The organism is Blastococcus sp. SYSU DS1024, assembly GCF_054050795.1.
In genome coordinates this window covers 119,957-132,720 of sequence record NZ_JBJHAA010000005.1, presented here as the reverse complement: position 1 = coordinate 132,720, position 12,764 = coordinate 119,957, and the positions used below count along the sequence as shown (strand labels likewise).

General features: G+C 73.5%; 11 protein-coding genes. 5 read left to right on the top strand and 6 right to left on the bottom strand.

The features are described from left to right. Positions 1-39: 39 nt before the first annotated feature. Positions 40-921: a polysaccharide deacetylase family protein gene (locus tag ACI79S_RS06785; protein WP_456592676.1), complete on the top strand. Its 882-nt coding sequence runs from the start codon at positions 40-42 to the stop codon at positions 919-921. A 70-nt stretch (positions 922-991) separates the two neighbouring features. On the opposite strand, the gene fdhA is transcribed toward ACI79S_RS06785, so the two are convergent. The 4 genes from fdhA to ACI79S_RS06765 all read right to left on the bottom strand — a co-directional run bounded on the left by fdhA (position 992) and on the right by ACI79S_RS06765 (position 6,196). Next, a complete protein-coding gene (fdhA, locus tag ACI79S_RS06780; protein ID WP_456592675.1) occupies positions 992-2,215 on the bottom strand; it encodes a formaldehyde dehydrogenase, glutathione-independent in 1,224 nt (407 codons plus the stop codon). 389 nt (positions 2,216-2,604) lie between these two features. Beyond that, the gene (locus ACI79S_RS06775; protein WP_456592674.1) at positions 2,605-3,771 is read right to left on the bottom strand and encodes an MFS transporter; all 1,167 of its coding nucleotides are present in this window, start codon (positions 3,769-3,771) and stop codon (positions 2,605-2,607) included. A 145-nt stretch (positions 3,772-3,916) separates the two neighbouring features. After that, positions 3,917-4,231 (bottom strand): hypothetical protein, encoded by a 315-nt coding sequence (locus ACI79S_RS06770; RefSeq protein WP_456592673.1) that lies wholly within the window; start codon positions 4,229-4,231, stop codon positions 3,917-3,919. Between the two features lie 141 nt (positions 4,232-4,372). Then, on the bottom strand, positions 4,373-6,196 hold the full coding sequence (locus tag ACI79S_RS06765; RefSeq protein WP_456592672.1) for an NAD(P)-binding domain-containing protein: 1,824 nt from the start codon (positions 6,194-6,196) through the stop codon (positions 4,373-4,375). A gap of 84 nt (positions 6,197-6,280) precedes the next feature. On the opposite strand from ACI79S_RS06765, the gene ACI79S_RS06760 reads away from it, so the two are divergent. The 3 genes from ACI79S_RS06760 to ACI79S_RS06750 all read left to right on the top strand — a co-directional run bounded on the left by ACI79S_RS06760 (position 6,281) and on the right by ACI79S_RS06750 (position 9,127). Continuing rightward, positions 6,281-7,522, top strand: coding sequence for a GAF domain-containing protein (locus ACI79S_RS06760; RefSeq protein WP_456592671.1), 1,242 nt, complete (start codon positions 6,281-6,283; stop codon positions 7,520-7,522). A gap of 81 nt (positions 7,523-7,603) precedes the next feature. Beyond that, positions 7,604-8,602 carry a YihY/virulence factor BrkB family protein gene (locus ACI79S_RS06755; protein WP_456592670.1) on the top strand — a complete coding sequence of 333 codons (999 nt, stop codon included), beginning with the start codon at positions 7,604-7,606 and terminating at the stop codon, positions 8,600-8,602. A gap of 174 nt (positions 8,603-8,776) precedes the next feature. Continuing rightward, entirely contained in the window at positions 8,777-9,127 is a 351-nt protein-coding gene (locus tag ACI79S_RS06750) for a nuclear transport factor 2 family protein (protein ID WP_456592669.1), read from the top strand. Between the two features lie 55 nt (positions 9,128-9,182). On the opposite strand, the gene ACI79S_RS06745 is transcribed toward ACI79S_RS06750, so the two are convergent. After that, positions 9,183-9,797 (bottom strand): DUF4383 domain-containing protein, encoded by a 615-nt coding sequence (locus ACI79S_RS06745; RefSeq protein WP_456592668.1) that lies wholly within the window; start codon positions 9,795-9,797, stop codon positions 9,183-9,185. A gap of 225 nt (positions 9,798-10,022) precedes the next feature. After that, positions 10,023-11,588: a phospholipase D-like domain-containing protein gene (locus tag ACI79S_RS06740; RefSeq protein WP_456592667.1), complete on the bottom strand. Its 1,566-nt coding sequence runs from the start codon at positions 11,586-11,588 to the stop codon at positions 10,023-10,025. Between the two features lie 263 nt (positions 11,589-11,851). Here ACI79S_RS06740 and ACI79S_RS06735 point away from each other — a divergent pair, with 263 nt between their 5' ends. Further along, positions 11,852-12,736 (top strand): NmrA family NAD(P)-binding protein, encoded by an 885-nt coding sequence (locus ACI79S_RS06735; RefSeq protein WP_456592666.1) that lies wholly within the window; start codon positions 11,852-11,854, stop codon positions 12,734-12,736. Positions 12,737-12,764 lie beyond the last annotated feature (28 nt).

Genomic DNA, 12,764 nt, shown 5'->3' with positions numbered 1-12,764 from the left:
CCCGGCCCGGGGCGGCCTACGCGAAGGAGCGCGACGACGATGAGCAAGGAGATCTTCGTGGCCTTCGGTGTCGACATCGACGCCGTGGGCGGCTGGCTGGGCTCGTACGGCGGGGAGGACTCCCCGGACGACATCTCCCGGGGTGTGTTCGCCGGCGAGGTCGGCGTCCCACGCATCCTCGAGCTGTTCCGGCGCAACGGCCTCACCCAGACGTTCTTCTGGCCGGGGCACTCGATCGAGACCTTCCCGGAGCAGTTCGACGCCTGCGTCGCGGCCGGGCACGAGATCGGTGTCCACGGCTACAGCCACGAGAACCCGATCGCGATGAGCCGGGAGCAGGAGCAGGCGGTGCTGGACCGCTGCATCGAGCTGATCGAGCAGAAGGCCGGGCGGCGACCCACCGGCTACGTCGCCCCGTGGTGGGAGTTCAGCGGCGTCACCAACGAGCTGCTGCTCGAACGCGGCATCACCTACGACCACTCGCTCATGCACCGGGACTTCGAGCCCTACTACGTCCGGGTGGGCGACACGTGGACCAAGATCGACTACTCGGCGCCCGCGGAGAGCTGGATGGAGCCGCTCGTGCGCGGGGAGGAGACCGACCTGGTCGAGATCCCGGCCAACTGGTACCTCGACGACCTGCCGCCGATGATGTTCATCAAGTCCAGCCCCAACAGCCACGGCTTCGTCAACCCGCGGGACATCGAGCAGATGTGGCGCGACCAGTTCGACTGGGTGCACCGGGAGATGGACTACGCGGTCTTCACCATGACCATCCACCCGGACGTCGCCGGGCGCCCGCAGGTGCTGCTCATGCTGGAGCGCCTGATCGAGCACATCAACCGGCACGACGGCGTCCGGTGGGCGACGTTCGACCAGATCGCTGCCGACTTCCTGCGCCGCTCCCCGCGCGGGGCGTAGGTGCGGGCGTGGCCAGGTGTCCCCGCACCGCCGGCCGTGGCGGTGCGGGGACACCTGTGACCGGCCGCGATCAGGCGGCCGCGCCCACCATGCCGTGGGGATCGAGCACGTACTTGCGGGGCGCGCCCTGGTCGAACTCGGTGTAGCCGCGCGGCGCGTCCTCCAGCGGGATGACCGTGGCGTTGACCGCCTTTGCGATCTGCACCTTGTCGTGCAGGATGGCCATCATCAGCTGGCGGTTGTACCGCATGACCGGGCACTGGCCGGTCGTGAAGACGTGCGACTTCGCCCAGCCGAGCCCCAGCCGGATGGACAGCGACCCGGTCTTCGCCGCCTCGTCGGCCGCACCCGGGTCCCCGGTGACGTAGAGCCCGGGGATGCCGAGGGCGCCGCCGGCCCGGGTGATCTCCATCAGCGAGTTCAGCACGGTCGCGGGCGCCTCCTGCTGCGCCCCCGCGCCGTGCCCGCGGGCCTCGAAGCCCACGGCGTCGACGCCGCAGTCGACCTCGGGCTCGCCCAGGATCTGCTCGATCTGGTCCTTCGGGTCGCCCTTGGACACGTCGATCGTCTCGCAGCCGAAGCTGCGTGCCTGGGCCAGCCGGTCCTCGATCAGGTCACCCACGATCACGACCGCGGCCCCGAGCAGGTGCGCCGACACGGCCGCGGCGAGTCCCACGGGGCCGGCGCCGGCGATGTACACCGTCGACCCGGTGGTCACCCCGGCCGTGTAGCAGCCGTGGTAACCGGTCGGGAAGATGTCGGACAACATCGTGAGGTCCTGGATCTTCTCCAGCGCCTGGTCGCGGTCGGGGAAGCGCAGGCAGTTGAAGTCCGCGTACGGGACCATCACGTACTCGGCCTGGCCACCGGTCCACCCGCCCATGTCGACGTATCCGTACGCCGAGCCCGGACGGTCGGGGTTGACCGTCAGGCAGAGACCGGTCCGGCCCTCCTTGCAGTTGCGGCAGCGGCCGCAGGCGATGTTGAACGGCACGCTGACGATGTCCCCGACGTCGAGGAACTCGACGTCGGGCCCCTTCTCCACGACCTCCCCGGTGATCTCGTGCCCGAGGACCAGCCCCTCGGGCGCGGTCGTGCGCCCGCGCACCATGTGCTGGTCGCTGCCGCAGATGTTGGTGGTCACCGTCTTCAGGATGACGCCGTGCGGGGTCTTGCGACCGACGTTGGACGGGTGCACCCCCGGGCCGCTCTCCAGCTCCAGCTTGGGGTAGTCCAGGTCCGCGATCTCCACCTTGCCCGGTCCCATGTACCGGACGGCCTTGTTCCCTGCCACCGCGATCCTCCTGTCGTCCTGGACGGCCCGCGTCGCGCGCGTCCCCTCCGTGGTCACCCGCGCCGATCGGCGCGGACGTCTCTGCCGGCCGGTCGGGGCGACGCCGGGTCACCCACCGCTCCGGTTCCGGGGCGCGGTCGGTCGGGCATGGCGAGCCGTGCTGATCGTCGGCCGCGGTGCGCCACACCAGGCCGACGCGCATCGGGACCTCCGCGACGGCGCGGCGAAGGCGTGACCCAGCTCACATGTGGTCCCCGCGGTCCGCAATCGGGCCGGGCGCGAGGCAGCGCGGCGGCTACGCGCTCCGGCTCCACCGACCACGCGGCGTGAGAGTGGCCGGCACCCCGCTCGACCGGGCGCAGGTGGGCGACCGGGACCGGCCGCCGCGGTCAGGTGCGACCGACGCCCAGCACGGCAAGGTAGGCGGCCAGCCCCAGGACGAGGCACCCGGCGATCACCGGCGTGTAGGAGCCGGAGGCATCGACCGCCGCGCCGGCGAGCGGAGCGCCCACGGCCGAGCCCAGGCCGGCGCTCGTGTAGAGCACTCCCAGCAGCCCGCCCAGGCGGGTGGTGCCGAAGCGCTCGGCGACGACCGCGGGCCCGATCGCGACGAAACCCCCGTAGCCGACACCGAGCACCACGGCGAAGGCGAGCAGCACGCCGTACCCGCCACCGACGCCCCACAGCGCGAAGCTCACGCCCATCGTCAGGAAGCACCCCTGGAAGGCGCGCAACGTCCCGGTCCGCGCGGCGACCAGTCCGAGCAGCAGCCGACCGGCGGTGCTCGCGGCGCCGATCACCCCGACCAGCGCCGCCGCCGCGACCCGGTCGACGCCGGCCTGCTCGGCGTACCCGGGCAGGTGCACGAAGGGCACGAACAGCGCGACGGCCATGAGACCCGACGCCAGGTACAACCGTCGGTAGTCCCGGTTCCGGACGGCCTCGCGCAGCGTCAGCGCAGCCGGGCCCGCCTGCACCGGCGGGCGCCGCACGACCGAGGCGCACGCCAGCAGGACCACCGCGCCGGCCAGGCCCAGCACGAGGTGCGTGTTCCGCCAGCCCAGCTCGCCGATCAGGGCAGCCGCCAGGGGCGCGACGGCGAGCGTCCCCAGGCCGATCCCCGTCACCGCCACCCCGACCGCGATGGTCCGCCGTCGCTCGAACCACCCGCTGACGACGGCCACCATCGGGACGTAGGCGCAGGCGACCCCGATGCCCACCCCGAGCCCGTAGGTGAGCAGGCCGACCCACAGCTCGCCGGCCTGCGACGTCGCGGTCAGCCCGGCCCCGAGGGCGACCCCGCCGACGAGCAGCACCCGTCGCGGGCCGTAGCGATCCACCGCGACACCGCTGAGCGCCCCGAGGCCGAAGTACGTGAGCGAGGTCAGGGCGAAGAAGATCGACGTGGTGCCACGACCGGAGCCGAACTCCGCCGCCATGGGCTCGAGGAACGCGCCGAAGGAGTAGGCGATCCCGAACGTGACGAACATGCCGGCGAACGCCGCGGCGACCATCACCCAGCCACGGCCCGCGTCGACGGCTGCCGGGGGGTGCATGGCGCAGGACGATACGAGACCGCCTCGCGTCCCCGGCAGGCGCCGCGGCTCCCCCGTGACCGGGCCCGCCGCCGTGGCGGGCCCGGTCACGGTCGGGCACCTGCGCGGTCCGCGCGCAGCGACGCCCGGCGAGCAGCGCCCTCGGTCAGCCGCGGTGGACCAGGCGGCGGAAGAGCTCCCCGACCCGTGACGGCGGCTGCTCGGCGGCCGGCCGGGGGCGCTGTCGCGCGCTTCCGGCGGGCGCACCGGCCGGACGGGGACGGGCGGCCTGACTGAGCCGCTCGTGGGCGAAGTAGTGCTGCACGATGTCGGGGGCGGCCCGGTGGCCGCGGGCGGCGACGTCGTGCCGCGCCTCCCACTCGCAGATCCGCTTCTCGAACTCCGTCATCCGCAGCGGATCGGGCGTCCGGCGCTCGCGTCCGCCCCCCGGTCCTTCCCGTGCGTTCTCCCTGCTGGTCATCCCGCCTCCTCGAGGCCGCTGGTGATGACCACGGTGCTCCTCCCGGCGCCGCGGGGGCAGGGCGGAAGGTCCCTGCCCCGGTCCGTGCGCGTGCGCACCGGTGCGGTCACCAGCGGGGTACGGCGCGGAGCGCGGCAGCGGTCACCTCAGGTGGTGCACCTCCTGCAGGCGGTAGACGGGGGTCGGGATCCGCTCGTAGCGCGCCTTGAGCTGCAGCGCGAGGTACAGCGAGTAGTGCCGCGACTGGTGCAGGTTCCCGCCGTGGAACCACAGCGCCTCCTGCTGGGTGGGCTTCCACATGTTGCGCTGCTCGCCCTCCCAGGGCCCCGGGTCCTTGGTCGTGTCCGAGCCGAGGCCCCAGACCTTGCCGACCTTGTCCGCCACCTCCTGGCTGATCAGGTCGGCCGCCCACCCGTTCATCGACCCGTACCCGGTGGCGTAGACGACGAGGTCGGCCGGCAGCTCGGTGCCGTCCTCGAGGACGACGGCGTCCTCGGTGAGGTGGTCGACGATCCCGTGGACCAGCTTCACCTCTCCGTCGGCCACCAGTTCCGCGGCGCCGACGTCGATGTAGTAGCCCGAGCCGCGGCGGAGGTACTTCATGAACAGCCCCGAGCCGTCCTCGCCGAAGTCGAGCCAGAACCCGGCCTTCTCCAGGCGGTCGTAGAAGTCGGCGTCGCGTTCCTTCATCTGGTCGTACAGCGGGATCTGGAACTCGTGCATGATCCGGTACGGCAGCGAGGCGAAGATCAGGTCCGCCTTCTCCGTCGTGACGCCGGCGGCCAGTGCCTGCTCGGAGTAGAGCGCGCCGAGCCCGATCTCCATGAGCGTGTCGCTCTTGACGATGTGCGTCGACGAGCGCTGCACCATGGTGACGTCGGCGTCGTTCTCCCAGAGGGCACCGCAGATGTCGAAGGCGGAGTTGTTGCTGCCGATGACGACGACCTTCTTGCCCGCGTAGGCGTCGGGGCCCGGGTGCGCCGACGAGTGGTGCTGGTCGCCGCGGAAGACGTCCTGCCCGGGGATGACCGGGACGTTCGGCTTGCCCGACATCCCGGTGGCCAGCACGACGTGCGCCGGGCGCAGGGTCAGCGGTTTGCCGTGCCGCTCGACCTGGACGGTCCACTCCCCCTTCTCGGGCGAGTAGGCGGCCTCCGTGGCCACCGTGCTGCCCCAGTACGGGACCTCCATGACCGTGACGTAGGACTCGAGCCAGTCGCCGATCTTGTCCTTGGGCGAGAACACCGGCCAGTTGTCCGGGAACTTCAGGTACGGCAGGTGGTCGTACCAGACCGGGTCGTGCAGGCACAGGGACTTGTACCGGCCGCGCCACTGGTCCCCCGGACGGTCGTGCTTGTCGACGACGAGCGCCGGCACGCCGAGCTGCCGCAGCCGGGCGCCCAGCGCGATCCCACCCTGCCCTCCGCCGACGACGAGCACGTAGGGCTGGGCGCTCACCCCCAGCTCCGCCTGCTCCCTCTGCCGCCGCTCGAGCCAGGTGAGGCGCTGCTTGTCCGCCCCGTGCTCGGCGCCCATGGGCCGGGCCGTGCCGCGTGGTTCCTCGTGGCCCTTGAGCTCGTGGACCGACGTGAGGAACGTCCACGCCTTCGGCGCACCGTCCTCCTCGACCAGGCGCACCAGTCCCGTGCCGCGGCCGACGGCGGTCTCGAAGGTGAACCACGCCGTGGTGACGCCGTCGGCCTCCTCGGGCGGCTCTGCCAGCCCGAACGACGAGGGGTCGGTGCGCTCCAGCGTCTGGGTCAGCAGGTCGCGCACCCCCGCCGGGTTCTCGACGGTGGTGATGTTCCAGCTGAAGGCGATCAGGTCGCGCCAGAAGCTGGTGGCGGCGAACATGCCGGCCGCACGCGCGACGTCGCGGGCCTGCAGCGCGTCGGCGAAGTCGGCGAGCCAGCGCTCCGCCCGCTGCTCCGGGGCCTGTGTGGTCGTGTCGAGGGTCTGCGTCATGGCCGGCTACCTCCTGCGGGCACGGTTCGACGTGGTGTGATGTGCAGCACAGCGCCCGGGGTCCGGCGGCGGAAGCGTTGCAGCGTGTTGCACGCGGCCGGGTGCTGCCTGGGCGAGGTGGAGGTGCGCGTGACCGGCTACTCGGCGATCGCTCCCGGTACCGACCTGTCGCAGCACGCCCGCGTGCTGGTGCGCGTGCACGACGCGGTGATCGGAGGGAACCGGCCGCCCGTCCGTCCCCGCGGGGTCGTCGCGCGCTCGTGGGCACGGGCGCTGGGCCTCGGGCTGGACCCGTCGCGCACCAACGCCCGCGAACCGCTGCGCCCCGCCGAGGTCGAGCGCCGACGCCGGTGCTCACCCCTGCTGCCGGTGATCGACGAGCTCCGGCAGGTCCTCGGCAGCGTGGCCGACGCGTCGTCCTTCCTCATGGCCGTGACCGACGCCGACGGCGTGATCCTCTGGCGCGAGGGCTCCGCGCGCGTGCGGCTGCGCGCCGATGCGCTGGGATTCACCGAGGGGGCCCGCTGGACCGAGGCCACCGTCGGCACCAACGCCATCGGGACGGCGCTGGCCGAGGCGGCTCCTGTGCAGCTGTTCTCCGCCGAGCACTTCGAGCAGGCCCAGCACCCCTGGTACTGCACGGCCGCGCCGATCCACCACCCCGTCAGCGGGGATCTGCTGGGCGTCGTCGACGTCAGCGGACCCGCGCTGACCCTGCACCCGGTCATCGCGGCGCTCGTCGAGACCGCAGTCCGGCTGGCGGAGGCCCAGCTGTGGCGGCACCACGAGCAGCGGCTGGAGCGGCTGCGCCGCTCGGCCCGCGGTGTCCTGGCCACCGTCTCCGGCCCGCTGCTGCTGGTCGACGACCACGGCTGGGTCGCTCACCGGTCGGGCATCAGCGCGCGCGACCGGGTCGCGGTGCCGCGCGACGGCACGGTGCTCGCTGTTCCGGGCCTCGGGCTGTGCACGCCCGAACGGGTCGGTGAGGGCTGGCTGGTCAGGCCGCGCGAGCCGGGGGACGCCGTCACCGCCGAACTGGACCTGACCGGTCCACCCGTGCTCCGCCTCCGGTCGCGCGGCGACCCGTGGGTGACCCCGCTGACCCGGCGGCACGCCGACCTCCTGCTCCTGCTGCACCAGGCCGGCCGGCAGGGGCTGGGCGCCGACCGGCTGAGCACCGCGTTGTTCGGCGACGCGGCGCACTGCGTCACCGTCCGGGCGGAGATCTCCCGGCTGCGGAAGGTCGTCGGCGGCCTGGTGACCACCAACCCCTACCGCGTGGCCGCCGGGATCGCGCTGACGGTGGTCCGCCCCCAGGAGGGGTGAGGCCACCGGCGGCGGGGCGATGGGGGCGCGCCGGGGCCGCGGCGCCGTTGCGGCCACCGGCAGCCGGAGGTGGGATGGGTCATGACTGTGGCCCGGCAGGGGCGTCCCCCGACCGGCTCGGGGAACCGTGGGAACGGGACCGAGCGGTACGGCGCGGACTCGCCGCACCGCATCTCCGCGGCGGACTGGCGCATCCTGCTGCGGCGGGCCGCGCGCCAGCTGCTCACCGACCGGCTGATGGTCCAGAGCGCCGGGGTGGCGTTCTTCGCCGTGCTGTCGGTCGCCCCCGTGCTGGTGACCGCCGTGTCGATCTACGGCGTCGTGAACACCCCGGGGACGGCGTTGCAGCAGCTCTCCGAGGTGGCGGACGTGCTGCCCGACGACCTCGAGTCGATCGTGGCCGATCAGCTCACGACGATCACCGCGGCCTCGGCGCAGGTGCTCACCTTCCGCGGGATCACCGGCCTCCTGGTCGCCCTGTGGACGGCGACGACCGCGATGACCTACCTCATCGACGGCATCTGCATCGCCTACCACCAGACGGAGACGCGGGGGCTCCTGCGCCGCAGCGGGCTCGCCCTCGTGTTCGTGCTCGGTGGAGCCGTGGCGCTCGCCGGCCTGATCGCCGCGGCCGGCATCCTCGGGGCCGAGCTCGCCGGCGCCCCCGGCGCCGTCCGCACCGCCGCCTCGGTGCTGTCCTGGGTGGCCCTGGCCATCCTGATGGCGGCGGCCCTCGCGGTCCTCTACCGGGTCGCTCCCGACCGCAGGGACGCCCGGTGGCGCTGGCTCACGCCGGGGTCGGTCCTCGCGACCATCGCCTGGCTCGGCACCACCCTGGCCTTCTTCTCCTACGTGCAGAGCCTGGGGAACTACCAGTCGACCTACGGCTCCCTCGCCGGCGTGGCGATCAGCATGTTCTGGCTGTGGACGACCGTCGCCTTCATCTTCCTCGGTGCCGCGGTGAACGCGGAGACCGAACGGCAGACCGTGCGCGACTCGACGGTCGGGCCGGAGCAGCCGCTCGGCCGACGAGGTGCCGTCGTGGCCGACAGCGCACCGCCCTACCCGGGCGACGGCTGAACCGGTACGCGCCGCACCGGCGGCAGCCCGGTCACCCATCCACCGCGCCTGCGGGACCAGGGACGGCCGAGCGCCGTTGCAGGATCCACGAGGTCGTCGGCCGCGCTACGGTGCCCGTCACGGATCGTCTGCTGCAGCCCTTGCCCACGACCTCGTCCTCGGAGGCCGACCAGCATGACCGCCCACCGTCAGGCCCTGCTGCGCTCGCTGTACGACGCGTTCAACGCACGCGACATCGAGACGGTGCTGTCGGCGATGGCGCCGGACGTGGACTGGCCGAACGGCTGGGAGGGCGGCCGGGTCGTCGGGCGCGACGCCGTCCGGCACTACTGGGAGCGCCAGTGGGCCGAGATCCGGCCGAACCTGCGGCCGACCAGCGTCTCCGACCGCGGGGACGGCTCGGTCGAGGTCGGCGTCCGGCAGGTGGTCCGTGACCCCAGCGGTGTCGTGCTGGACCGCTCCGACGTCCGCCACGTCCACACCTTCGACGGGGACCTGGTGCGGCGCATGGACGTGGAGCCGTAGCGACGGGCCACCGACGGTGGGCACCAGCGGCGGCCGCCCTCGCGGTCGAGGCCGGTCAGCGGGCTCCGGCGTCGAACTCCATCCACATCCTCCGCCGGTCCTTCCGGGAGCGCGCCTGCGACATGGCTTCCACCCGGCGACGCTGCTCGTCGGTCGCCTGCCCCTGGGCGACCGCCCGTTCGGCCTCGTGCATCGCCTCGTCCGCCGCGGATTCCGCCGGCGTCTGCGGCGTCTCCGCCACCGGCCCGGACTCGTCGCCCGCCTCGTCCGGTGACCGGTAGGGGCTCTCGACCGGGAGGTTGCCGCTGATCCGGCCGTAGGCACCGAGCAGCAGCAGGACCAGGCCGACGACGGCCGAGAAGACCACGTTGGTGAAGTCGAAGGCGAAGACGTTGTAGTCGGTGCGCAGCACGGCCAGGTTGCCGAGCGCCGACACCAGGAACAGCACCCCGACGACGATCATGACCGTCGAGGCCACGCCTGCTCCCGCCAGCGCGCCACCGATCAGCACGAGCCCGACGATCACGGAGACGGTGGACAGCAGGCCGTTCGCCGACATGCCCACCACCGACTCGCCGGTGGTCGAGAAGAACGGCACGCCACGGGCGAAGCCGAGGGCGGCGAACACGAGCAGGACGACACCCACGGCGGCTGCTCCGATGCGGTGCACCCTCAGCACCCGGGTTCGCACCGCCCGCCGGTCTGCCGGCGACGGCGACGTGGTGGTCGATCGCTGCGGATCACTCCTGCGGGTCATGTGGACGGTCCTCCCTCGAAACCGAGGCGGCTGGCGCCTACGCCTCTGACGTCCGTACCGGGCTGTCCCCGGTGAACGAACCAGACGGCGGCAGGGTGCCCGCCCGCCCACCGGTCACCGGGCCATCGGCGAAGGGGGTCAGGCGCGCACCCGGTTCCACGGCCGCCGTCGGCGGGCGAAGAACCGCTCGACCCTGCGCCAGCGGTTCGGCGTCTTCTCGGGGTCCATGACCTCCGACTCCGCGAGCGCCCGGTCGCCGGGGCCGAGCTCGGGCGGCTCGAACGGCACGAGCGAGCGGCCGGTCGGCGGGCGCAGCCGCTCGATGCCCCGCACCAGAGAACCGGTGTCGGCGATCGCGGCGGTGACGTCCTCCGGCGCGCAGCCCAGGTGCTCGGCGAGCAGACGGTCCCGGAAGGCGACGATCGTGTCGGCCAGCTCGTCGGCCCCGGGCCGTCCCTCCACCGCCTCGATCGCCAGGTCGCACTCGGTGTCCAGGCCCATCGAGCGGTTGTTCACGTTGCTGGAGCCGATGCGCAGCAGCCGGTCGTCGACGACGGTGATCTTGGCGTGCACGTAGATGTGCGCGCCCCCCTCGCTCACCGGGGTGTAGAGCCGGAACCGGTCGTGCACGTCGGCCTCGCGGACGATCTCCAGCACCCGGGCGCGCGCGGTGCCCATCGCCTTCTCCGAGAGCCAGCCGTCGGCTGTCCAGGGGTTGACCACGACCACGTCGGGGCCGTCGGGCTCGCGCAGCCGCTCGGCGATCGCCTCGGCGATCCGCCGGCTGGCGAAGTACTGGCTCTCGACGTAGAGCGCCCGGCGGGCACCGGCGATCACCGCCAGCCACAGCAGCTCGACCTCGTGCACCAGCGGTGTCCCACCGTGCTCGGGGCGGGTGCGGGAGATCGCCACGTCCACGTCGGTGAGCAAGGGCTCCACCCCCTCGGGCCAGTGGTCCCGCTCCTCGGGAAGGGGCTCGAGGCGCTCGCCCGTGCCGCTCTCCCACCGCTCGCAGGCCAGCTCGGCGAGCGCGCGCGCGGCAGGGCCGCTCATGATGCTCGTCGCGTCGTGCCACGGCCCGGTGCGCCGGCCCGGTGCGGGTCCGGTCGCCGGCCGGCACCGGTGCGGGTTGGCGTCGGCGTGGTCGGAGGTGTCCCAGCGGTCCGCGGTGACGTCGATGCCGCCGGCGAAGGCGAGGGAGTCGTCGATCACCACGATCTTCTGGTGGTGCGCGCCGCCGACCGGGTGGTGGGTGTCGACGGCGAAGGTCAGCCGGTCGGGCGCGCTGCGGTCCAGGAGCACGATCGGCTTCAACCCCCGGCCGAGCGCGCGCAGCATCCCCAGGTCCCACTGCAGGACGCCGACGTGCAGCTGCGGGTTCTGCTCCACCGCTCGCTCGAGCACCGCGCCCAGCCGGTCGTCCTGGGGTCGGCCGCCGTCCAGCGGGTCGAGCCTGATCCGGGGATCGAAGTCCCAGCCGATGAAGAGCACCCGGCGCCGGGCACCCAGCACCGCGCGCTTGAGGGTGGCGAAGTACCCGGCCGCGTCGACGAAGACCGCGAACCGGGTGGCCTGCTCGATCCGCCAGCAGGTCTCGCCGGGGACGAGCAGCCGCGCGCCCGCCTCGGGCCCGCCGACGTCGCCACCGCGCGGGGCGGGGAGCCTGAGCCCGGGATCGGTACTCGCCTCGCCGCCGCCCGTCACACCGGCAGTGTGCCCGGCGCCCAGGGCAGGGACCAACGCCTCCCCCCTCCGGACGCCCCCGATCGGGTCGTCTTCCGCGGTCGGGCCCTGCTCTCCGCCCGCACCGGCCCGGTCGCTTCGTCGGGTGCCGGCCCGGTCGAACGGACCCCCGCGACCGGACGCCGTTCCTGTCGGTACCCCGCACCAGCATGTCGTGTCGGCACCGGTGGGCGGCGAGCCCGCGGGTGCGCTCCAGGGCGGTCACCGCACGCAGAGGAGGAACAGTGAAGATCGTCGTCACCACCCCCACCGGTTCCGTCGGCTCGCGCGTCGTGCGCCTGCTGCTGCAGGCCGGGCAGCGGCCGACGCTGCTGCTCCGGGACGCCGGTCGGCTCGACCCGGCCACCCGCGCCCTGGTCGACACGGTCGAGGGAGACCAGCGCGACGTCGACGTGGTCCTGCGCGCGACGGAGGGCGCCGACGCCCTGTACTGGGTCAACCCGCCCACCGACGACGACGACCCGGTCGAGGCACAGCGCCGGCTGGGCCGGATCGCCGCCCGCGCCGTCGTCGACAACGGCATCGCGCGCACGGTCCTCCAGAGCAGCGTCGGCGCGGAGGAGCGCACGGGCGCCGGGGACATCGACGGCCTGGCCGCCACCGAGGTGGCGCTCGACGGCACCGGCGCCTCGGTCACCCATCTGCGCTGCGGCATGTTCTTCACCAACCTGCTGCTCGACCCGGGCCTCGGCGAGGGCGTCCTCCGCGTCGCCCTGCCGGTGGACATGCCCCTCCCGTGGGTCGACCCGCGTGACGTCGGGGACGTCGCCGCCGTGCGGCTGCTGTCCACCGCCTGGACGGGCCGGCACGTCCAGGCCGTCCACGGACCCGAGGACCTCAGCTGGGCCCAGGTCGCGGCCGTCGTGTCCGCCGCGACGGGGCGCTCCGTGCGCGCCGAGCGCGTGCCCGACGACGCCATCCGCTCCGGGTTGCGGGCCGCGGGCCTCACCGATCCCCAGGTCGAGGCGATCCTCGGCATGAGCACCGGTCTGCGCGACGGGTTCGTCCCGGAGGACGGCCGGAGCCTGGTGACCACGACGCCCGGCACCCTCGCCGCCTGGGCGTACGAGCACCTGGACCAGCAGGCGTCCCAGGCGCTCGCGGGATGAGCACCGGGGCGGCGTGACGATGGGCGAG